Raw genomic sequence first — 21,400 nt, forward strand, 5'->3', positions numbered from 1 at the left:
CTATGGTTCGTTGCAATTTCACTCTCTTGCCCGGACAATGTCGCTCTTTTTTGTCTCCAGGCTGACCGAAGCTAATTATATGACTGCAAGAATGTATCTGGCCAAAGGCCGTGAAAAATCCCTTATTCGCCGTCACCCGTGGGTGTTTTCCGGGGCGGTGACACGCATCGAAGGCAAGGCGCTTTCCGGCGATACTATAGATATTGTAGACAACCAGGGTAAATGGCTGGCACGCGGGGCTTATTCCCCCGAATCGCAGATCCGCGCTCGCGTCTGGAGTTTCAACCAGGAAGAAGCCATTGATATCGACTTTTTTATTCGTCGTCTGCAACAAGCGCAGACCTGGCGTGACTGGCTGGCAAAACGCGACGGCCTTGACGGTTATCGCCTGATTGCCGGTGAATCCGATGGTTTACCCGGTATCACTATCGATCGCTTCCAGAATTTTCTGGTGCTGCAATTGCTGTCGGCGGGTGCCGAATATCAGCGTGCCGCCCTGCTGGGTGCCCTACAACACTGCTATCCTGACTGTTCCATTTATGACCGTTCCGATGTCGCGGTACGTAAAAAAGAAGGGTTGGCATTGACCCAGGGCCTGGTATTGGGTGAAACCCCGCCCGATCTGTTGCCGATCCAAGAACATGGCATGAGCTTGCTGGTCGATATCAAGCAGGGCCATAAAACCGGTTTCTATCTTGATCAGCGCGATAGCCGCCTGGCTGCCCGCCGATACGCTACCGGCCGCAAGGTATTAAACTGCTTCTCCTATACCGGGGCTTTTGCGGTTTCCGCCCTGATGGGGGGCTGTGAAAAGGTGGTTAACGTCGATACGTCCCAGGATGCCCTGGATATCGCCCGCCAGAACGTTGAACTTAACCAGCTCGATCTGTCGAAAGCAGAATTTGTGCGTGAGGATGTTTTCCAACTGCTACGCAAATACCGCACTGAGGGCGAACAGTTCGATATGATTGTGATGGACCCGCCAAAGTTTGTTGAAAATAAAAACCAGCTGGCTAGCGCCTGCCGGGGATATAAAGATATCAATATGCTTGCCCTGCAGTTACTGCGTCCGGGAGGCATTTTGCTCAGTTTCTCCTGCTCCGGTTTACTGCCAACTGATCTGTTCCAGAAAATCCTGGCGGATGCTGCCCTGGATGCCCATCGCGAAATTCAGTTTGTTGAGCAATTCCGCCAGGCAGCCGATCACCCGGTGATTGGTTCTTATCCTGAAGGCTTGTATTTGAAAGGCTTTGCCTGTCTGGTGATGTCCTGAGCCTGCTGCTGGCAGCATAACGAGTGATGCACACAGGCGTGCCAATAATGGGCGCCTGCTTGAAAAAACGTGATCCACCCTCATATCTTTAGCAGGACCAGATTTTGAGGAGATGACGATGATTGCCAGCAAATATGCAGTGACCAGTAAGTTTGGCATTGGACAACAGGTGCGCCACCGCCTTTTGGGTTATCTTGGCGTAGTCATTGATGTCGATGCCGAATATTCGCTGGTGAAACCTGATGCCAGCGAAATTGATGCCGATGACAGTATGCGCACGGCCCCCTGGTATCATGTAGTGATGGAAGATGACCAGGGTAAACCAATCCATACTTATCTGGCTGAAATTCAAATTGATCACGAAGCACGAGTCCCGCATCCGGAACAAAGTTCACTGGATGAGTTGGCGGCGTCGGTACGCAGTCAGTTGCAGGCCCCGCGCCTGCGCAACTAGTCTTCTTTGAGCATTAAAACCGGTCGCTGTTGACCGGTTTGAGTTTGATGACAAAGTCGTCTTGATGATCGAGATACCCGGGCATAGCACACCTAGGGGCGCTCCGGCGGGCAAGCCCGCTACGACCCCAACGGTGCACTCTCCCTAATAACGGACTTTGTCAGCAGTCTGAAACCGGTCACCGTGACCGGTTTTTTTGTGTTTGCAAATTCACGCGACACTGCCCTATCCTCGCGCCCGGCATTCATCTGGCGGAAGTTCAGCGCTCTAATCCCAGACGGGGAATTTCGATTTTCGGACAACGGTCCATCACCACCTGCAAGCCGGCATCCTTGGCCAGCACCGCAGCCTGTTCATTAATAACGCCCAACTGTAGCCACAGCACTTTGGCACCCACGGCAATCGCCTCTTGCGCCACCTCGTAAGCCGCATCAGCGTTGCGAAAAACATCGACCATATCGATCGGATGCTTGATATCCGCCAGGCTGGCCACCACTTGTTGCCCCAGCAGGCTTTGCCCTGCCAGTTTCGGACTGACCGGTGTGACCTGGTATCCCTGAGCCAGCAGGTAAGCCATCACCCCGTAGCTGGGTCTGGACGGATTATCACTGGCCCCTACCAGGGCTATTGTTTTGATTTTTTGCAGTATTTGCGAGATTTCACTGTCTTGCACGATGGTTTCTCCTTCTCTGAGTAATGCACTAAGTGTAATTCAGTCGCCCGCTTTTGATCGAAATCATTCAGATGACTTGTTTCAGCAAGGTAAAATAAAATACATTTTGTAAAACTTTGACACACAATCGGCAATACTGAATAATGCGAGGAGCAGTTAATAGAAGTTGGAGAGAAAGATGAATCTTGGTTTTATGGTTGCCGGATGTTTGGCGGCAAGCCTGATAGCGCCCGCTTACGCGATAAGCCTTAAGCTATCACCAGAGGTCGATCTCCTGGTTGTAGACGGCAGGCAGGTTTCCGGCCCCATTCTGAAAGGCGCAGACAGCCTGCAATTAAATGCAGGAGAGCATCAAATCCTCTTTCAAGTGAGTAAGCATTTACGCACCGACCCCAGCAACGACATGTTCTACCATTCTGTGCCAATGATCGTGGCGTTTAATGCCATCAATGTCCATGCCATCAGCATCAGCTTACCTAAATTGACCACCGAGCAAGAGAGCCGTGATTTCAACCAGAAAATGAACTTCAGACTTATTGATGAAAACGGCAGCCCGGTCAGTTATCAGCAGGATACATTGTCTGCGGTCGCCCCACAGAACCTTGAAGCCGCCATGTCGCAATATAATTTGGCCGGCAAAACCGCGTCAGTACCAGCTTTTGCCCTGACTAAAAAGAGTAGTGGGCCGCTTAACACCAGCAATAACTCATCAGCACAGCCAGAGAAAACCGATAAATCACCGGTTAAGCTGCCATTTTCCCTGTGGGCAATGCTGCATCAAAATCCCCAGGTTGATAGCCTCAAAAAATGGTTTACTGCGCAATAATTTGATATTTTTCCAAAAATTGTCGGCAGCAGTCGACAAATCCGCGTTAAATGCTTTCCTGAAAAACCGAGTTTAAGTAATCTGATAGCAATACTTTCACTTGATTTCAAGGCAAGGCTGATGGAATACACCTCACGTACAATTACCAAACAAAAACATATTGCGTTAGTCGCGCATGACCACTGCAAAGGCAGCTTGTTGAGCTGGGTAGAAGCCAACAAGGCACAGCTTGCCGACCATATCCTCTACGCCACAGGTACAACGGGGAATCTGGTACAAAAAGAGACCGGTTTGCCGGTAATAAGTATGCTTAGCGGCCCAATGGGCGGCGATCAGCAGGTGGGGGCTTTAATCTCCGAGGGAAAAATCGATGTACTGATTTTCTTCTGGGACCCGTTAAACGCCGTTCCCCACGACCCCGACGTCAAAGCGCTGCTGCGACTGGCCACCGTGTGGAATATCCCGGTAGCCAATAACCGCTCAACGGCCGACTTTTTAATTCAATCCCCATTGTTTAAAACCGATGTCGAAATCACCATTCCTGATTATCAACGTTACCTGCAAGATCGCCTGAAATAAGGCACGCCTTAAGGTTTGCGCTGGGTGGCAACGCCCAGTGCTTCCAACTGTTCAATAAACACCGAAGGTCGCTGCTTATCCTGCATCAGCCATACCTGATGCCTGGCCCGGGTGATCGCCACATACAGCAAACGACGCTCCTCGGCATCGGCAAAATCCTCCGGCACCGGCAGCAAAACCTGTTCCATAACAGACTCACGAGCAGCGGCAGGAAAACCATCGTTGCCGTCATGCAAGCCGACGATAATCACGTACTCCGCTTGCTGCCCCTTACTGGCATGAATAGTCATAAATTCCAGCGTTAATTTTGGCCAGCGAGTACTCGCCGTTTGCAGCAGCTCGGGGCGCAGATGATGGTAGCGGGCCAGGATCAGGATGCGCTCATCCTCTGCGGCAAAACCGCTGAGCTTATCCAGCAACGCGGCTAATTGATCCTCCGGCAGAATCACCACGCTCTTTTTGCTGCCCTTGGTCAGGCTGTTCAGCGGTTTCTTTAACTGAGCAGGATTTTGCTGCACAAAGGTGTTGGCGATCTCGCCAATGCGATCGTTAAAACGGTAGGTGGTATCCAGCGCACACTGCGCGCCCTCTCCAAAATTTTTGCTAAACGCGGTGGTCAGTGCCAACTCGGCACCGCTAAAACGATAGATCGCCTGCCAGTCATCGCCGACGGCAAACAGGCTGGTTTGACTATTTTGTTGACGTAGCGTTGACAGCAGCAAGGCGCGTTGCGGTGAAATGTCCTGAAATTCGTCCACCAGAATATGTTTCCACGGGCTGATAAAGCGCCCTTTCTGCAGAATATTTACCGCCTGATGGATCAGTCCGGAAAAATCGACGGCATCTTCTTCTTTCAGCTTAGCCTTCCAGGCTTTTAACAAGGGTGCCATCAAGCGCACCCGCTTTTGGAAGATATCGCGCAAATCTTCAGGTGCCTGTTCGATCATTTCTGCCTGACTGCCGCCGTGGGTGCGCATCAGCCCTAACCAACGTTCGAGACGGCTGCCCAAACGCTCGGCCAAAGCGCTGTTTTTCCAGTAGTCACCCTCTGGCACTTCCCACTCCAGCTCCTCGCTAAGCCATTGACGCCAACCGCTGGCCTGGACTTTTTTCTCGGCACATTGCTGCTGCCAGGTTTTCACCAGCAGCGTACGTCGTGCTTTACTGTCGGTTTCCAGCTTGCTGATTTTTGGCGTTTTCTTGCTGCCTTCCTGAATAATATGCAAAGCCAGGGCATGAAAGGTCTTGGCTTTGATCCCCTCGGTGTGCAGCCGTTCCTTAATGCGAGTGTTCATTTCATCTGCCGCCTGTCGCCCAAAGGCCAGCAGCAAAATCTGTTCTGGTAACGCTTCCTGACGGCGCAGCAACCAGCCGGCCCGCGCCACCAGCACGGACGTTTTGCCGCTGCCGGCACCGGCCAGCACCAGCACTGACTCTTCGCCATTGACCACGGCACGGCACTGGCTGTCATTAAGTGGCGAGTTCTCGACGTTGGCAAAGAAATCCTGCTGGTCGTTAATGACCCGTTCGGTCCACGCCTGATTACGCTGTCGCACGCTCTGCGCTCCCTGCTTTAACCAGCGCAGGCAGGTTTGGTAGTCATCCCGGCAATTATCGAATTCATTAAGACGGACAACCGGCACAGGAATGGCAGCAAAAGCCTCCTCGATGGCTTTTTGCAGCTCCGCCAGGCGCGAACGTTTAAACCATTGGTCCTGCTGTTCAATGCGGGTAATGCTGGCAATTTGCTGTTGCAGTACGCCGGCGCTGACTTCACTCATCTCCTGGCTCCAGCCCTGCCAAAGCTTCAGTAAATGATGATAGAACTGCTGGGTTTCCTGCCATTCCGTGCCATGCAGACGCACGACTTTCTCTTCCGGCAGTTCAAACTCCAGCTCGCCCCATACGATGCCGCGTTTGCAACGAATATCGATCAGTTGATTGAAAGGAATAAGATAATGATGTTTATCACCGCTGACTTCGACCCCTGCGTTCAGAAGCCGCACCCGATTGTAGGGATGCTGAGCCAGATGCTTGCCAAATGATGTCGATTTCAGTTCCATTGTTCAGCCGCCATGATTTTTATTTTCCTCAACGTCACGGGTGTCACTGCCAGCCAGTAAGCGGGGAGATAACGATACGCTCTCCACAGCGGTGCTCACTATCAGTCAACTCTGCTAATGCAAACACTACCTCAACGGAGACAGAGCGATGCGAATAACTGGCAGTTTACCTGTAATAAGCAGTGGCGCTCCAGTGCCAAAAACAGGGTAGAATAAACAAGGTTGTACTCCACCCTGGAGAGATCCCGCTGGTGCCTTGGGTGCTGGCGCCAAACAGCTCAAATCAGCGATGGATGTCATTATGCGGACTGTATTAAATATTCTTAACTTTGTTTTAGGTGGTTTTTTTACCACCCTCGCCTGGCTGTTTGCCACGCTGGTCAGCATTGTGCTGATCTTTACCCTGCCACTGACCCGCTCTTGCTGGGAAATCACCCGTTTATCTTTTTTACCCTTTGGTAACGAAGCAATACACGTTGATGAATTATATCCGGAAAAACGTAATGTTCTGTTATCCGGTGGTGGTACTCTGTTAAATATCTTCTGGTTTATCTTTTTTGGCTGGTGGTTGTGTCTGTCGCATATTGTCACCGGGATAGTGCAATGTCTCACGGTAATTGGGATTCCGGTCGGGCTGGCCAATTTTAAAATTGCCGCCATTGCCTTATGGCCGGTGGGCAGACGTGTCGTTTCTGTCGAGCTGGCACAGCAGGCCAGAGAAGCGAGCGCCTCGCGCTTAAGAAATAGTGGACGTATTCGTTAATCTGTCAGCCTTATTGGCACTTTTTAGCGTTATTGTTAATGACCTGGTAAGCAGTTGGTCGGCATCCGTGGACTTTACTCTTCACCTTCTTGCTGGAGTTTTCTGTGTTCTCTATAGCTCCCGGTTTAAGACGTTATGCCTATAACAGCAATTTGCTGTTTGGCATTCGTATTTTTATCGCTTTTACGGGTACCGTTATTGCCCCCTGGTTGATGTCGCAACCAAAATTGACTATCCCGCTGACGTTGGGGGTGGTAGCCGCCGGTTTGACTGATTTGGACGATCGGCTGACCGGTCGTTTACGCAATCTGCTGATTACACTGATCTGTTTTTTGATCGCTTCGGTGTCCGTGGTGCTGCTGTTCCCGTATCCCTGGTTGTTTGCCATTGGGCTGACGCTCTCTACCTGGGGATTTATTCTGCTTGGCGCACTAGGCCAACGCTATGCCACCATTGCCTTTGGTGCCTTGCTGATTGCCGTTTATACCATGCTGGGCAGTACTACCGTTTTTCAGGTCTGGTACGAACAACCGCTGCTGCTGCTCACCGGAGCGATCTGGTACTACGTGCTGACCATGGCCGGGCATATTATTTTTCCTATCCGTCCCCTGCAGGACCATATTGCTCGCTGCTATCAACGTCTTGCCGTTTATCTGAATGCCAAAGCCAATCTGTTTGATCCCGACCAGGAAGACAATAACAACAAGCAGTTGGTCGAAACCTCAATGACCAACGGCCAGTTGGTGACTACCCTCAACGAAACCAAAAATGCCCTGCAAAGCCGGCTTAAGGGCGACCGCGGGCAAAGAGGCACTCGCCGTACCCTGCAATATTATTTTGTTGCCCAGGATATCCATGAGCGCGCCAGCTCTTCCCATATGCAGTATCAAAAACTGTGCGCACAATTTAATCACACCGATATCCTGTTTCGTTTGCAACGACTGATGAGCATGCAGTCCAACGCCTGCCAGCAGTTGTCGCAATGTATTTTGTATCGGCAAAAATATCAGCACAACCCGCTGTTTGACCGCGCTTTTTTACGGCTCGATGAGGCACTGGAACGGCATAGCTCACAGGTCGATGATGGCAGCATGCTTAAGGCATTACGCAATTTATTGAAAAATCTTCGTGCCATTGATGCCCAGCTTGCCAATATCGAATCTGAACAGTCGCTTTTTGCCAATCAGCAGCCAAGCCAAAAAACCTTTGCTGATGATAAAATTAACGGTTTTCAGGATATGTGGCTGCGTATTTCCCGCCACCTGACGCCAAAATCGGCGCTGTTTCGCCACGCCGTACGTATGTCACTGGTCCTTTGTTTTGGCTATCTGCTGATCCAGTTAAGTGGCGTAAGCCATGGTTACTGGATCCTGCTGACCACGCTGTTTGTTTGTCAGCCCAACTACAGCGCCACCCGTCGACGTCTGGCATTGCGAATTATTGGCACCCTGGCCGGTATTGCGCTGGGTATGCCCATTTTGTACTTTATTCCCTCTCTTGAGGGGCAAATGGTGTTGATTGTCATTTGCGGCACGCTGTTCTTTATGCTGCGCAGTGTGCAGTACGCCCAGGCCACCATATTTATTACGCTGCTGGCGCTGTTGCTGTTTAACCTGATGGGAGAAGGTTTTGAAGTCGCCATCCCGCGGGTGATCGACACTCTGGTGGGTTGCGTTATTGCCTGGTTTGCCGTCAGTTTTATCTGGCCTGACTGGCGTTTTCGTCAATTACCCACCGTGGTCAGCAAAACTTTTTATGCCAACTGCCGTTATCTCGACGCAATTTTGGTGCAGTATCACCAGGGCAGAGACAACGGTCTGGAGTATCGTTTGGCCAGGCGTGATGCACACAACTGCGATGCCGAACTGGCTTCGGTGGTTTCAAATATGACCTCCGAAAAAGACAATGACAGCGAAACGCTGGAAGCGGCATTTCGCTTGCTGTGCCTGAATCACACTATGCTCAGCTATATTTCAGCCCTCGGTGCCCATCGGGACAAGCTCGAGGACAGTGAAACCCTGAGTATGCTGGATGATGCCGTGTGTTATGTGGATGGCGCCTTGCATCACGAACCGGCAGATGCAGAACGTATTGAGCTGTTGCTTAGACAACTCGCCGATCGTGTTCATGCCAAAACCACCGAATCCGACAGTAAAGAGCAGTTGGTCTTGCAGCAAATAGGGCTATTAATGGAGCATTTGCCAGAGTTGACCAGCCTGAACAGTAAAATTATTCCGGCGCCGCAACCGGCATAATCACTACCGGCCAGCAGTCTCCCGCTGCTGGTCACGCTTTACTCTTTGGCTGCCCACCCTTCCTGCTTAAAACTATTGAACCAATGCTCAAGGTTATGCCGTGAGCTATCAGGCAGCGCCGCCTTGTGATAACCCAGAATTGCCCCCTCGAGCGCAAACAAGATATTCAAGCCAATATCTCGTTTAAGCATATAGAGTTTTACATAGGCGCTGATCGCCCCCTGCAGACGCAATTCAGTGGAATTTTTGATCCCCACCTGCCAGAGCAGACGTTCCATAGATAAATTGATATTGGGCAGATCTTTTAATCTTATTGGCTCAGCGGACAGCTTCTTTTTCTCACTCTCCATGCCGACAATCGACTCTTTGGCCAGCGCAATCAGTTGTCCCGGCTGCTGCCAGAGAGCGTCGCCAACCTGAAAATAGCGTAGTAAAATTTCGATCCCTCGTTTATGGTAGATAAATTGCTGCATATTGAGCGTTTTCATCTTTTCTTCGTTTTCTCGGGTGGCTCTCAGGTAAAGTTCCCCCTCGGCAACGAGAGCAAACATGACTTTACCCGCAGACAGGCTGTAACCACCGAATTGCGGTCGGGAATGAATGATCCCCAGGGGGGAGAATAAGCTTATTGCCTGATCAATCCTTCTTTTAGTTACATTTAACATATTGATTTCCTTATCGCATTGGCAAAAAAAAATAAATTACAATATTACCTGAACCGCTAATATTCAAAATACTCAAACGCCAATTGGCAGCCAAATCTAAAGTTCATTTACCGAGGATTTACTTCAAGAAATGCGAGATATCTTGGAAAATTTAGGTTGATCTCTCACCACAGTAGGATTACTGTATATTCATACAGTAACTCACTGGCGGAACACACTATGCGAACTCAACGTCATCATCACACTCCTTTAAGTCAGCCTACTTTGCCGGTTAGCCGTACTCCGATGCGATATGATTCTGCCACTCATAGTGGTCTTCTCAGTGAGTTCGTCTATAGTGAAAACCAGCCGGCATTAACTCAGTTGCTTTTGCCGCTGTTACATCATCTTGGCACACAGTCCCGCTGGTTACTGTGGCTAACGCCAACCCAGAAACTCAGTCGTCGCTGGCTGTCACAATCGGGATTACCGGTCGACAAGATTGTTCAGGTCAACCAGTTGCAGGGTATTGCCTCAGTCGATGCCATGGAACGTGCTTTATTGACCGGAAATTACAGCGTTGTGCTGGGTTGGTTACCCGAATTAAGTGATTCAGATCACAAAAGATTACGGGTAGCGGCAGAAATTGGCGGCTCCTATGGCTTCATTATGAAGCCTCTAAACCCCTCTTTTTCCATCGACGGACACTGCGCTGAGGTAAAAATTCACTCCAGTTTGTATCATTAATTCAATTTAGGAGTAATCCTACAAAAATGGGTGAGTTTTTAGTGATTTGTGCTAATAATGCGCTTTTACCCAGTAAATTCGGGCCTATTTGCGTTTTAAAACCACATAGTTTCGTCAACATTTTGTCTATGATGTTAAGAAATGTGTACATTTTCCCCCTTTTTTCCCTGACGTTGTCACTTCAAGCTTGTAAGTTTCTCACCACGTTGTAGACTTTACATCGCCAAGGTTGCTCTTATAATGCCAACGCAAAGTGGCAAGTACCTAAGTGAAGCAATAACTTGGACGAAGGAATTTAACCAAGGGTAAACAGCTTAATCGCTCAATTGCCTATTTGGATGATAACGAGGCGCAAAAATGAAAAAGACAGCTATCGCATTAGCAATGGCACTGGCTGGTTTCGCTACCGTAGCGCAAGCCGCCCCGAAAGATAACACCTGGTACACCGGTGGTAAATTAGGCTGGTCCCAGTATCACGACACTGGTTTTGCTAATGCTTACCAAGACATTGGCAACGGCCCAACTCATGACAGCCAGCTGGGTGCAGGTGCTTTCTTGGGTTACCAAGCGAACCCTTACCTGGGCTTCGAATTGGGATATGACTGGCTTGGCCGTATGCCTTACAAAGGCAGCGTAAACAATGGCGCATTCAAAGCACAAGGCGTTCAGCTGGCAGCTAAACTGAGCTACCCACTGACCGAAGATCTGGACGTTTATACTCGTCTGGGTGGTATGGTTTGGCGTGCAGACTCTAAAGGCTACTACGGCGCTACTGGCCAACGTGTAAGCGACAACGACACCGGTGTTTCTCCACTGGCTGCTGTTGGTGTTGAATACGCAGTGACCAAAAACTGGGCAACCCGTTTGGATTACCAGTGGGTTAACAATATCGGTGATGCTGCTACCGTTGGCGCACGTCCTGATAACGCTATGCTGTCTGTGGGTGTTTCTTACCGTTTCGGTCAGGAAGATGCTGCACCAGTTGTTGCTCCGGCACCAACTCCAGCACCAGCTCCAGTTGTTCAGACTCATAAATTTACTCTGAAATCAGACGTTCTGTTTACCTTCGGTAAATCAACTCTGAAACCAGAAGGCCGTCAGGCACTGGATCAGCTGTATACCCAACTGAGCTCAATGGATCCTAAAGATGGTTCCGCTGTTGTTCTGGGTTACACCGATGCTGTAGGTTCTGAACAGTCTAACCAGAAACTGTCTGTGCAACGTGCTCAGACTGTAGTGGATTACCTGGTATCTAAGGGTATCCCTGCCAACAAGATCTCTGCACGTGGTATGGGTGAATCTAACCCAGTTACTGGCAACACTTGTGGCTACAAAACCGGCCGTGCTAATGCTAAACAGATCGCATGTCTGGCACCAGATCGTCGCGTAGAAATCGAAGTTAAAGGTATCAAAGACGTTGTTACTCAGCCACAGGCTTAAGTAATACCGCTATCTTTTGATAGACCTCACTTCAAAAACCCCGCATTGCGGGGTTTTTTTTATGGGGAAAACCTGGGAAAAAACAGGACTGTCTCAAGAGATCGTCGTCAGGCGCTTAAGGCTGCGCGTCTTTGTTGTCGAGGATCTGCAACAGATCCTGTTTGAGCGTGGACATTTGGCTGGCGTATTTCTCTTTACGCTCGGCATCTTCCAACAGTTGAATAATGGTATCGGATAACGTGGCGCCACGTCGCTGTGCCAGGGAGGCCAAACGCTGCCAGACCAGAAATTCCAGATCGATGGACTTTTTACGGGTGTGCTGATGTTCTGCGTTGAAATGACGTTTGCGACGCGCACGAATAGTCTGCTTCAGACGGTTGTCTAAAGCACTGTTCATATTATTATCAATCCATTCAAGCACTTTGACTGGCTCATTTTCTAGCTTGAAAAGCTCTTCTACGGCATCTTGCGCCGCACTATTTTCAAGATGGCGCGTGATCCTTTCACCTTCATGGTGTTTTTTTACCAGATAATTCCATTTCCAGCCGCTCTCAAGGTTTTCCAGTTGCTGATATTTCATCGCAAGCTCTTCTGTGACCACGTAACGTTGATAAGCATAGCAGCTTTATGTCACTTTTTACCCTAAATATGTCAGGGTATCCAGGGGATCCAATTGCTTATTTTTTACCCATAAACACCATAATGTCACATCTGCGTGCGTGAAGGCTAACTCTGGTGGTATGCAGCCGGACTTATTCTTGTATAATCGCCCTTTCCCTTTTGAAGACTACAGCTAACACATTGACCAATAATCGACTTGATTGGCAGCTCTTACTGCCCGATTCCACGCCTTACCAGACAATTTTTGCCACAGCGGATCAGTTGGCAGCGGTCGATTTTTCCGTCATCCAACCGCGTCTCGAAAACGGACTCTCCCTGTTTTGCCACCCCAATTCGCGCATGCGTTTTATGACGGTCAAAGCCCTGGAAAGCCGTGAGTACCTCGCTCGTCTGGCTGATGCGGTTACCGAGTTATTGCCTGAAGCCGATGAACTGATTGGCAGTCATTACCAGATTGAGGGTAGCAAGATCACCCTGCATCCGGCCGAAGATCCTCAAGGCCCCTTCGCTGCCAGCGCAAGGTGTGTATACCAGGAATGGATTGAGCCAGAGCAGCTATTTGGTTGCGTCAGGATCTTTAAAGACCAGATTGAACTGCAACCCGGTTTAATCCATCAGGTGAATGGCGGCGTACTGATCCTGTCCATGCGCTCATTACTGGCACAACCTTTACTCTGGCTGCGCCTGAAACAGATGGTGACGCAAGAAAGCTATCACTGGGTTTCTCCCGATGAAACGCGTTCTTTGCCAGTCAGCATTCCGGCGATGCCGCTGGATATCAAACTGCTGCTGGTGGGCGATCGGGTGTCGTTGGGCGAACTCAACGATATGGAGCCAGAGTTGCTTGAATCGGCATTTTACGGCGAATTTGAAGCTGACCTGCCGCTGTCTGAACCCGATGATATGGAAAAATGGTGCGCCTACGTCAATACCCTGGCGGACGAGCTGGAGATCCCTCGGCTGGCAGCAGACGCCTGGCCTGAACTGTTTAAGGCTGCCGTGCGTTTTAGCACCGATCAAGGCTGTTTACCCCTTTGCCCGGCCTGGTTATCGGCACAACTGAGTGAGGCTGAGCTGTATAATGATCAACCTCAGTTGACGGCAAAGGCTTTCGATGCTGCAATATCGACGCGCGCCTGGCGAGAAAGCTACCTGCAAGAACGTATGCAGGATGAAATCGAACTCGGTCAAATCTTTATTGAGACCGAGGGTGAAGTGGTGGGCCAGATTAATGGCTTGTCTGTGCTGGAATATCCGGGACACCCTCGCGCTTTTGGCGAACCTTCCAGAATCAGCTGTGTGGTTCATGCCGGTGACGGTGAATTCACCGACGTTGAACGCAAGGCGGAATTAGGGGGCAATCTTCATGCCAAAGGCATGATGATTATGCAGGCCTTCCTGATTGCCGAACTGGAGCTCGATCAACCGCTGCCCTTCTCCGCCTCGATTGTTTTCGAACAATCCTATGGTGAAGTCGATGGCGATAGCGCCTCGTTGGCAGAACTCTGTGCGCTGATCAGTGCGCTGGCAATGCAGCCGATCAATCAGCAAATTGCGGTAACAGGCTCGGTCGATCAGTTCGGCAATGTGCAACCCATTGGCGGTGCCAACGAAAAAATCGAAGGTTTTTTCGAGGTCTGTCAACGTCGCGGTCTGACCGGGAAACAAGGGGTCATTCTGCCGACTGCCAACGTGCGCAATCTCTGCCTGCATCCGCAGGTGCTTGAGGCGGTGCGCGAAGGTCAGTTCCATCTGTGGGCGGTGGAGAATGCAGCCGAAGCGCTGCCAATTCTGACTGGCTTACTCTTTACTCCAACAGAAGAAAACGAGGAAGGTCCTAATTTGCTGGGCCTGATCCAGGAGAGGATTGCTGTGGCCCTGGTGCCAGAACGTCCTCGTTATCCCTGGCCTCTGCGCTGGTTAAACTGGTTTTACCGCAACTGATCGGACTTGTTCCCAGTCCGACTGTTAGCTAACCTGCGTCCTTCATTAAAATAAGGCTTACATAGAACATGGTAGATAAACGCGCATCCTATACGAAAGAAGATCTCGAAGCCTCTGGCCGTAGCGAACTTTTCGGAGCAGGTGGACCACCATTGCCGTCGGGCAATATGTTGATGATGGATCGCATCGTCAAAATGACCGAAGACGGCGGTAGCCATAACAAAGGCTACGTTGAAGCCGAATTAGATATCAACCCGGATTTGTGGTTCTTCGGTTGTCACTTCATCGGCGACCCGGTGATGCCTGGCTGCCTGGGACTGGATGCCATGTGGCAACTGGTTGGCTTCTATCTCGGTTGGCTCGGTGGCGAAGGCAAAGGCCGCGCCTTGGGCGTCGGTGAAGTCAAATTCACCGGTCAGGTGCTGCCAACGGCTAAACTGGTGACCTACCGTTTGAACTTTAAACGCGTCATCAACCGCAAGCTGATTATGGGCGTGGCGGATGGTGAAGTCCTGGTTGATGGTGTGGTGATCTATACCGCCAGCGATCTGAAAGTCGGCCTGTTTAAAGACGCAGCGGCTTTCTAAAAGCGTCCCTGCATCGCAATCCCCGGTCACTTACTCAGGTAAGTGACCGGGGTGAGTGAAAACAGCCAACACTGCTGTAGCTTGAAAGGTGCGCTTGTTTTACCCAATAGCTTTCGAGTTACAGCAAGGCGGCAATTGAGCGAATCCCCGGGAGCTTACTCAAGTAAGTGACCGGGGTGAGTGAAAGCAGCCAACACTGCTGTAGCTTGAAAGGTGCGCTTGTTTTACCCAATAGCTTTCGAGTTACAGCAAGGCGGCAATTGAGCGAATCCCCGGGAGCTTACTCAGGTAAATGACCGGGGTGAGTGAAAGCAGCCAACACTGCTGTAGCTTGAAAGGTGTGCTTATTTTACCCAATAGCTTTCGAGTTACAGCAAGGCGGCAATTGAGCGAATCCCCGGGAGCTTACTCAAGTAAGTGACTGGGGTGAGTGAAAGCAGCCAACACTGCTGTAGCTTGAAAGGTGCGCTTATTTTACCCAATAGCTTTCGAGTTACAGCAAGGCGGCAATTGAGCGAATCCCCGGGAGCTTACTCAAGTAAGTGACTGGGGTGAGTGAAAGCAGCCAACACCGCTGTAGCTTGAAAGATGAAGGGTAAAAAAAACCTCCGCGCTTGCGGAGGTTATCCCTTTTGCAACAGGGGGCCGCTTAAGCGGTAACTGCCCTGTCCTCCATGGCCTTTCGCCAACCTCCAAGCCAGTGTGAACGCGCGTCTAGCGATTGATAAGGACAAATTTCTTTCGAACGTCCTCCAATACCGGCTTGGTATCCACGTGATAGTGCCCGTTCCAGGCGATCGCGTTTTTGTCTCTTCATGCCTCGTGTCCCTCATTATTCAGGTCAAGTGGAAAGAAAACAGTGGCTCGCAATCTGCGTCCACATCTAACAAATAGCCGCGATTTTCCTGCAGGTCAATGCGCAAATTTCACGCCAATGTCATAAAGTTGCGCTATCTTAATTGATTGCGCGCAAGCTAATCGTGCGGACAAAATCTCATCCAACTGATCGCCAATAAAAAATCCCGACCGCTGCCGCTGCAGAAATCGGGATTTTTTATCGTTGTGATAAAAATAATTTATCTTATTTCTGACGCTATACTGCTCGCCTCTTGCTCCCAGCCTTTGGCCAAGGTGCGGACCAGGGCATCATATCCATCCTGATCCTGCTTTAGCTCAATATTAAAGCGATGTTGACGCAGTTGCCCATTCTGGCTGAGCGTCCATGTGCCGCTCACCACTGCCCTGCCATCATAACGACCATGGAAACCCGTCACATTGACCGTTAACTGCTGCTGATTGGCGTCAGGGCCTTGCTGCTCGGAGACAACCCAGCCAGGCAAACGGCTGCCCAGATAGCTTTGCAGAGATTGCCTTAGCTGCTGATCGAGGGGGCTGGCCCACAAATTATTGGCCGCCATCACGTACTGCACATCATTGGTCTGATAAACCAGCCCAGCACTACCGAGAAAATCAGCCACTGTAACCTGTGAAATCCACAGCCGCGGCGTCGCGTTGACAGATGCTCGCGACGCGCTGACGCTCAACGAAGGCTGTGAACTGCTGATAACCGGCAGTTGATAGTAGGTTTTTTTACCCTCACTGCTACAGGCAGCGAGGCATAACGCTAAGACGACAGGTATCCATTTCATCATTATTTGGCCTTCTTCGGCTGGGGATCATCTTGCCCGGGGGCAGCAAAGACCAGTGCATTGCTCTTGTGATTGAGCGTTTTCAACACGGGTTGCAGTTCACGCAGGGTTTCATCCAGACGCTGCATATCGTCGACCATTTTATTGTAGGCCGGCGAACCAGGCTGGAAGCCCTGCAAACTGCGATTAAGCTGCAACAGCGTTTTTTGCATATCCTGCGGCAGATCTTTCATCTCTTTGCTCGACACAATAGCATTAAGGGAATCGAGAGTTTTCTGCGTCGACTTCATGGTTTTTTGGCTTTCAGCCAGCGTTCTGGTGGCTTCTTCAATCATTGGATTCAAAGGTAACGCATTGATTTTGTCCAGTGTTGCCATCAGTTTTTGCTGGATTTGCGCAAAACCACCACTTACCGTTGGCAGCAAGACCTGACCATCAATCTCTTTAGGTCCGGTCCAGGGTTTGGCATTGGGATAGAAGTCGAGGTCGACGTACAGCGAGCCGGTCAGCAAGTTGGCCGATTTAAGTGACGCACGCAACCCGCCCTTCAGCGCCGACAACAGGTGCTCATTCATATTAAAATTGTCGCCGAGCATTTTATTGAAACGATCGGGTTCAATGCGGATCAACACCGGGATACGATAATCGCTGTCAATCTGTCCGGCGGTGCCCGGGATCTGATAAGGCACTTGCCCGACGGTACCCAAGCGGATCCCCCGGAACTCAACCGGCGCCCCCGGCTGCAGACCACGGACAGAATCGCTAAAGAACAGCACGTAATCGGTATGTTTGGTATACAGCGAGTTCTGGATGGTACGCTGATCGTCAAACAGTTGATAAGTGGCACTGTTTACCGCTTCATCACCCGGCTCCCAGCCTTCAGGCACATCAAAGCTGACGCCACCGCCAAACAGCGTGGTCAAAGAGCCCATCTGCACACGCATACCCTGTGCCGACATATCAAAGCTGACCCCGCTTTCTTTCCAGAAACGGACATTGCTGGTCACCAGGCGGTTATAGGGCGCGCGGATAAACAGCTGATAACGCAACTGACGCAAAGTCGGATCAAAGTGGCTGGTTTCCACCGACCCCACCTGGAAACCGCGAAACAGCACCGGATCGCCCGGATTGAGTTGCCCTGCCCGGTCACTGGTCAGCACCACGCGAATGCCTTCGGCATCCGGCGAGGCCAGCGGCGGCGCATCCAGCAGTTTATAATCGTTTTTCTCTTCCCCCTTGGCGCCTGGCTGCAGCTCAATATAGGCCCCGGAGAGCAGCGTGCCCAAACCAGAGATCCCCTCACGGCCAATCTGCGGTTTAACTACCCAAAATACCGAGTCACCCTTAAGCATTTTATCCATGCCGGCATCAAGACGCGCCTTGATAATTACCTGTTGCAGGTTATCACTCAGGCTGACGGCTTCCACTTTACCGACATTGACGCTACGGCTTTTAATGGTGGTTTTACCCGCTTCAATGCCATCGGCCGAAGTGGTAATCAAGGTCACCTCCGGTCCCTGATGGCTAAAATGGTAAAACAGGATCCAGGCACCGATCAGTGCCGTGACCACCGGGATGATCCACACCGGCGACCAGCGTTTGATCTTGCCGATTTCAGCCATGCCGTTATTATTTTCCGTCATCGCGTAACTCCCTGGATGCGAAGGTTCCTGAACGATCCCAAATCAATCGGGAATCAAATGTAATTGCAGAAAACATAGTGAGGATCACCACCAGGGCAAACAGCAAAGCACCGATATCTGGGTAAATGCTCATTAGCTGCCCCATTCTGACCAGTGCCGACAGCACCGCGATAACAAAGACGTCGATCATCGACCAGCGCCCGACAAATTCCACCACTTCATACACCACGTGCAAGCGTTCACGATCGACTTTTTTCTGCCCTCGGGCATCCCAGCATAGCCAGGCGATGGCCAGCATTTTTAATGAGGGTACCATAATACTGGCCACGAAAATTACCATGGCGACCGGATAGGATCCCTCGCTCCATAACAGCACCACCCCGGCCATAATCGTTGAAGTAATTTTGGTCCCCAGTGCCTGGGTGATCATAATCGGCAGCATATTCGCCGGGATATACAGCATCAAGGAGGTGATCAGTAAGGCCATGGTCCATTGCAGACTGTGCTGCTTGCGCGCATAACCTTTGCTTGAGCAGCGTGGGCAGATATGCTGCTGCACCGGCAAAATGGCCATACAGCATTGACAAGAGCGCAAGCCCTGCGACAAACCGCTTTGCCCCACGCGCAGCGGCTGGCCAACTGCCGGAGCGGGAGCTACCTGCCGCCACAACCAGAAGCGGTCAGTGCATTGAAAAGCGCGCACCTGCAGCAAACAGAATAAAACGTAGGGAATAAAGCTGGTGCCAATGCCGACTTCACCATAGGCAATCAGTTTTACAAAACTGACTAATACCCCGGCAAGGAAAATCTCCACCATGCACCAGGCCTTGAGGTGGAACAGTACCCAGCCAATACGATTATTCCAGCGGCCAGGCAGCCGCACCGGGGCACAAAGCAAAATAATCGCCAGCATGCAGAAGGCCGGGATCAGTTGCACCACCACCATAAACAGTGACGCGATACTGGCGTAGTTATCATCCACCAGCACCTGCGGGATTTGGATCAGCGTGACTTCACTGCTCAACCCTTTCACGTTCATATTGACAAAGGGGAACATATTGGCCAGTAGCAGCATAAAGAGTGCGCTAAGGGCATAGCCGACCGGGCGTTTACGCGGCTCTTGCCAGCGTGCAGTCAGCAGGGATTTACAACGAGGACAGGTGGCCTTTTGGCCATACTCTAACGGCGGCAGCGCCACCAGCAGATCGCAATGGGGGCAAAGTACGTGCGGATTATCAGAGTGTGAACACACATTCAACTCCTCAAGGATAAAACACCAGGGATGCCCTGACCCCTACGCCACAACGGCAAGGAGTCAGGGCCAGAGTCAACGTCAGGCGTTCTTCTGTGCTTCGAGCTCTTCCCAACGGGCAAATGCCTGCTCAAATTCGAGCTCGGCTGCCGCCAGGGCATTGATTACCTGCTGCGTTTCATCATAAGGGCGCGAGAAAAAGCTGGCATCGCTCATCTGTTTGCCCAGCGCGTCGATCCGTTGTTCCAACTCACTGATTTTCTCCGGCAGCTGTTCAAGTTCACGCTGCAGATTGTAACTCAGTTTATTGGCGCTACGTTTCGCCGGTTCTGCTTTTACCGTTGCCGCAGGTTTGTCGTTCACCGCCGCGGGCTGACGCAGCTGGCGTTGGGTACGACGCTGATGATGGGCATCGTGATACCCTCCCACGTAACTGTTAATAACGCCATTGCCTTCAAAAATCCAGCATTCGGTGGCAGAGTTATCAACAAATTCGCGGTCATGGCTGACCAGCATTACCGTACCCTGATAGCTGTCGATCAGCTCTTCCAGCAATTCCAGGGTTTCAACATCCAGGTCGTTGGTAGGTTCATCGAGGATCAGCAGGTTGCTTGGGCGCAGGAATAATTTTGCCAGCAACAGACGATTACGTTCACCGCCCGACAGCGCCTTGACCGGGGTCATTGCCCGTTTCGGATGGAACAGGAAGTCCTGTAAATACCCGAGAACGTGACGCGAACGGCCATTGACCATCACTTCCTGCTTGCCTTCGGCCAGGTTATCCATCACCGTGCGTTCCGGATCCAGCTCGGCGCGGTGCTGGTCAAAATAGGCCACTTCCAGCTTGGTCCCGCAGTGAATGCGACCGCTGTCCGCCTGCAATTGCGCCAGCATCAGTTTCAACAAGGTGGTTTTACCACAGCCGTTAGGACCGACCAGAGCAATTTTATCACCACGCATCACTTGGGCAGAGAAGTGGCTGACCAATTGCTTGCCAGCGATGTTGTAGCTGACATCTTCCATTTCAAAGACGATTTTGCCTGAGCGGCTGGCCTCTTCGACCTGCATTTTCGCCGTGCCCAGAACTTCGCGGCGATCGGAGCGTTCTTTACGCAGCGCCTTCAATGCACGTACACGGCCTTCATTACGGGTACGGCGGGCTTTAATCCCCTGACGGATCCACACTTCTTCCTGCGCCAGTTTTTTATCAAACTCGGCATTCTGCAACTCTTCAACGCGCAGCGCTTCTTCTTTGCTGGTCAGATAGAGTTCATAGTTGCCCGGATAAGACACCAGTTTGCCGCGATCGAGATCGACAATGCGCGTCGCCATATTGCGGATAAATGAACGGTCATGGGAAATAAAGATAATGCTGCCCTGAAACTCTTTCAGGAACTCTTCCAGCCAGTTGATACTTTCAATATCCAGGTGGTTGGTCGGTTCATCCAGCAGCAACACCTGCGGGGAACTGACCAGCGCGCGACCCAATGCCGCTTTACGCAGCCAGCCGCCGGAGAGCGCCGAAAGTTCGGTATCGCCATCCAGGCCCAGCTGTAGCAACACTTCGCTGATACGGCTGTCGAGCTGCCACAGACCCTGGTGATCGAGGATCTCCATGACCTGCGCCAGACGATTCATATTCTTTTCGCTGGGATCGGTTTCCACCAGATGGGAAATGGCGTGATAGGCTTTTAGATGCTCCGCCTGCTCAAATACCCCTTCCGAAACAAAGTCGAAAACCGTACCGCCGATATTGCGCGGTGGATCCTGCTGCAAGCGGGCAACGATCAGATCCTGCTCATACACGATGCGTCCGTCATCCAGCGGCACTTCGCGGTTGAGAATTTTCATCAGGGTCGATTTACCCGCGCCGTTACGCCCAACCAGACAGACGCGTTCATTGGCTTCGATATGTAATTCGGTATTGTCTAAAAGTGGTGCATCGCTGAAAGACAGCCAGGCACCCGACATGCTGATTAACGACATA

19 protein-coding genes are annotated in these 21,400 nt (G+C 51.1%); 10 read left to right on the forward strand and 9 right to left on the reverse strand.

Annotation, left to right across the window (positions count from 1 at the left end):
* Positions 1-79 precede the first annotated feature (79 nt).
* Together rlmI and hspQ are read left to right on the forward strand one after the other, a co-directional pair.
* A complete protein-coding gene (gene rlmI, locus GW590_RS09320; RefSeq protein WP_169402743.1) occupies positions 80-1,273 on the forward strand; it encodes a 23S rRNA (cytosine(1962)-C(5))-methyltransferase RlmI in 1,194 nt (397 codons plus the stop codon).
* A gap of 118 nt (positions 1,274-1,391) precedes the next feature.
* On the forward strand, positions 1,392-1,727 hold the full coding sequence (gene hspQ, locus GW590_RS09325) for a heat shock protein HspQ (RefSeq protein WP_169402744.1): 336 nt from the start codon (positions 1,392-1,394) through the stop codon (positions 1,725-1,727).
* A gap of 259 nt (positions 1,728-1,986) precedes the next feature.
* Here the strand turns inward: hspQ and GW590_RS09330 are convergent, their stop codons facing one another.
* Positions 1,987-2,400 carry a CoA-binding protein gene (locus GW590_RS09330; protein ID WP_169402745.1) on the reverse strand — a complete coding sequence of 138 codons (414 nt, stop codon included), beginning with the start codon at positions 2,398-2,400 and terminating at the stop codon, positions 1,987-1,989.
* Positions 2,401-2,578: 178 nt separating this feature from the next.
* Here GW590_RS09330 and GW590_RS09335 point away from each other — a divergent pair, with 178 nt between their 5' ends.
* On the forward strand, positions 2,579-3,226 hold the full coding sequence (locus GW590_RS09335; protein WP_169402746.1) for a YccT family protein: 648 nt from the start codon (positions 2,579-2,581) through the stop codon (positions 3,224-3,226).
* Between the two features lie 120 nt (positions 3,227-3,346).
* The gene (locus tag GW590_RS09340) at positions 3,347-3,805 is read left to right on the forward strand and encodes a methylglyoxal synthase (RefSeq protein ID WP_169402747.1); all 459 of its coding nucleotides are present in this window, start codon (positions 3,347-3,349) and stop codon (positions 3,803-3,805) included.
* 8 nt (positions 3,806-3,813) lie between these two features.
* Here GW590_RS09340 and helD read toward each other — a convergent pair whose 3' ends face one another.
* Positions 3,814-5,868, reverse strand: coding sequence for a DNA helicase IV (gene helD / locus GW590_RS09345; protein ID WP_169402748.1), 2,055 nt, complete (start codon positions 5,866-5,868; stop codon positions 3,814-3,816).
* A 301-nt stretch (positions 5,869-6,169) separates the two neighbouring features.
* On the opposite strand from helD, the gene GW590_RS09350 reads away from it, so the two are divergent.
* Together GW590_RS09350 and yccS are read left to right on the forward strand one after the other, a co-directional pair.
* The gene (locus GW590_RS09350; protein ID WP_169402749.1) at positions 6,170-6,631 is read left to right on the forward strand and encodes a YccF domain-containing protein; all 462 of its coding nucleotides are present in this window, start codon (positions 6,170-6,172) and stop codon (positions 6,629-6,631) included.
* Between the two features lie 104 nt (positions 6,632-6,735).
* Positions 6,736-8,886 carry a YccS family putative transporter gene (gene yccS / locus GW590_RS09355; RefSeq protein WP_169402750.1) on the forward strand — a complete coding sequence of 717 codons (2,151 nt, stop codon included), beginning with the start codon at positions 6,736-6,738 and terminating at the stop codon, positions 8,884-8,886.
* Positions 8,887-8,924: 38 nt separating this feature from the next.
* Here the strand turns inward: yccS and GW590_RS09360 are convergent, their stop codons facing one another.
* Positions 8,925-9,551, reverse strand: a complete 627-nt coding sequence (locus GW590_RS09360; protein WP_169402751.1) for a TfoX/Sxy family DNA transformation protein — start codon at positions 9,549-9,551, stop codon at positions 8,925-8,927.
* Positions 9,552-9,770: 219 nt separating this feature from the next.
* Here GW590_RS09360 and sulA point away from each other — a divergent pair, with 219 nt between their 5' ends.
* Together sulA and ompA are read left to right on the forward strand one after the other, a co-directional pair.
* Positions 9,771-10,277, forward strand: coding sequence for an SOS-induced cell division inhibitor SulA (gene sulA / locus GW590_RS09365; RefSeq protein ID WP_169402752.1), 507 nt, complete (start codon positions 9,771-9,773; stop codon positions 10,275-10,277).
* Between the two features lie 357 nt (positions 10,278-10,634).
* Positions 10,635-11,717 (forward strand): porin OmpA, encoded by a 1,083-nt coding sequence (ompA, locus tag GW590_RS09370; protein ID WP_169402753.1) that lies wholly within the window; start codon positions 10,635-10,637, stop codon positions 11,715-11,717.
* Between the two features lie 115 nt (positions 11,718-11,832).
* Here the strand turns inward: ompA and matP are convergent, their stop codons facing one another.
* Positions 11,833-12,297: a macrodomain Ter protein MatP gene (matP, locus tag GW590_RS09375; protein ID WP_169402754.1), complete on the reverse strand. Its 465-nt coding sequence runs from the start codon at positions 12,295-12,297 to the stop codon at positions 11,833-11,835.
* 221 nt (positions 12,298-12,518) lie between these two features.
* Here matP and GW590_RS09380 point away from each other — a divergent pair, with 221 nt between their 5' ends.
* Together GW590_RS09380 and fabA are read left to right on the forward strand one after the other, a co-directional pair.
* On the forward strand, positions 12,519-14,282 hold the full coding sequence (locus tag GW590_RS09380; protein ID WP_169402755.1) for an AAA family ATPase: 1,764 nt from the start codon (positions 12,519-12,521) through the stop codon (positions 14,280-14,282).
* Positions 14,283-14,350: 68 nt separating this feature from the next.
* On the forward strand, positions 14,351-14,869 hold the full coding sequence (gene fabA, locus GW590_RS09385) for a bifunctional 3-hydroxydecanoyl-ACP dehydratase/trans-2-decenoyl-ACP isomerase (protein ID WP_169402756.1): 519 nt from the start codon (positions 14,351-14,353) through the stop codon (positions 14,867-14,869).
* 649 nt (positions 14,870-15,518) lie between these two features.
* On the opposite strand, the gene rmf is transcribed toward fabA, so the two are convergent.
* The 5 genes from rmf to GW590_RS09410 all read right to left on the reverse strand — a co-directional run bounded on the left by rmf (position 15,519) and on the right by GW590_RS09410 (position 21,399).
* On the reverse strand, positions 15,519-15,686 hold the full coding sequence (gene rmf, locus GW590_RS09390; protein ID WP_169402757.1) for a ribosome modulation factor: 168 nt from the start codon (positions 15,684-15,686) through the stop codon (positions 15,519-15,521).
* A gap of 259 nt (positions 15,687-15,945) precedes the next feature.
* Positions 15,946-16,521 (reverse strand): membrane integrity-associated transporter subunit PqiC, encoded by a 576-nt coding sequence (gene pqiC / locus GW590_RS09395; RefSeq protein ID WP_169402758.1) that lies wholly within the window; start codon positions 16,519-16,521, stop codon positions 15,946-15,948.
* Positions 16,521-18,161 (reverse strand): intermembrane transport protein PqiB, encoded by a 1,641-nt coding sequence (pqiB, locus tag GW590_RS09400; protein ID WP_169402759.1) that lies wholly within the window; start codon positions 18,159-18,161, stop codon positions 16,521-16,523. Before pqiB ends, pqiC begins: the two co-directional genes overlap by 1 nt.
* On the reverse strand, positions 18,148-19,413 hold the full coding sequence (pqiA, locus tag GW590_RS09405; protein ID WP_169402760.1) for a membrane integrity-associated transporter subunit PqiA: 1,266 nt from the start codon (positions 19,411-19,413) through the stop codon (positions 18,148-18,150). Before pqiA ends, pqiB begins: the two co-directional genes overlap by 14 nt.
* 81 nt (positions 19,414-19,494) lie before the next feature.
* Entirely contained in the window at positions 19,495-21,399 is a 1,905-nt protein-coding gene (locus tag GW590_RS09410; RefSeq protein WP_169402761.1) for an ABC transporter ATP-binding protein, read from the reverse strand.
* Position 21,400 lies beyond the last annotated feature (1 nt).

Source organism: Rouxiella aceris, from assembly GCF_012933545.1.
Taxonomy (GTDB): Bacteria; Pseudomonadota; Gammaproteobacteria; order Enterobacterales; family Enterobacteriaceae; genus Rouxiella; species Rouxiella aceris.

Excerpts from the sequence above, each read along its gene's own strand:
- pqiB (WP_169402759.1), bottom strand. The coding sequence starts at position 18,161 with ATGACGGAAAATAATAACGGCATGGCTGAAATCGGCAAGATCAAACGC.
- pqiC (WP_169402758.1), bottom strand. The coding sequence starts at position 16,521 with ATGATGAAATGGATACCTGTCGTCTTAGCGTTATGCCTCGCTGCCTGT.
- matP (WP_169402754.1), bottom strand. The coding sequence starts at position 12,297 with ATGAAATATCAGCAACTGGAAAACCTTGAGAGCGGCTGGAAATGGAAT.
- GW590_RS09360 (WP_169402751.1), bottom strand. The coding sequence starts at position 9,551 with ATGTTAAATGTAACTAAAAGAAGGATTGATCAGGCAATAAGCTTATTC.
- GW590_RS09340 (WP_169402747.1), top strand. The coding sequence starts at position 3,347 with ATGGAATACACCTCACGTACAATTACCAAACAAAAACATATTGCGTTA.
- helD (WP_169402748.1), bottom strand. The coding sequence starts at position 5,868 with ATGGAACTGAAATCGACATCATTTGGCAAGCATCTGGCTCAGCATCCC.
- GW590_RS09350 (WP_169402749.1), top strand. The coding sequence starts at position 6,170 with ATGCGGACTGTATTAAATATTCTTAACTTTGTTTTAGGTGGTTTTTTT.
- rmf (WP_169402757.1), bottom strand. The coding sequence starts at position 15,686 with ATGAAGAGACAAAAACGCGATCGCCTGGAACGGGCACTATCACGTGGA.
- GW590_RS09335 (WP_169402746.1), top strand. The coding sequence starts at position 2,579 with ATGAATCTTGGTTTTATGGTTGCCGGATGTTTGGCGGCAAGCCTGATA.
- sulA (WP_169402752.1), top strand. The coding sequence starts at position 9,771 with ATGCGAACTCAACGTCATCATCACACTCCTTTAAGTCAGCCTACTTTG.
- rlmI (WP_169402743.1), top strand. The coding sequence starts at position 80 with ATGACTGCAAGAATGTATCTGGCCAAAGGCCGTGAAAAATCCCTTATT.
- GW590_RS09410 (WP_169402761.1), bottom strand. The coding sequence starts at position 21,399 with ATGTCGTTAATCAGCATGTCGGGTGCCTGGCTGTCTTTCAGCGATGCA.
- hspQ (WP_169402744.1), top strand. The coding sequence starts at position 1,392 with ATGATTGCCAGCAAATATGCAGTGACCAGTAAGTTTGGCATTGGACAA.
- ompA (WP_169402753.1), top strand. The coding sequence starts at position 10,635 with ATGAAAAAGACAGCTATCGCATTAGCAATGGCACTGGCTGGTTTCGCT.
- fabA (WP_169402756.1), top strand. The coding sequence starts at position 14,351 with ATGGTAGATAAACGCGCATCCTATACGAAAGAAGATCTCGAAGCCTCT.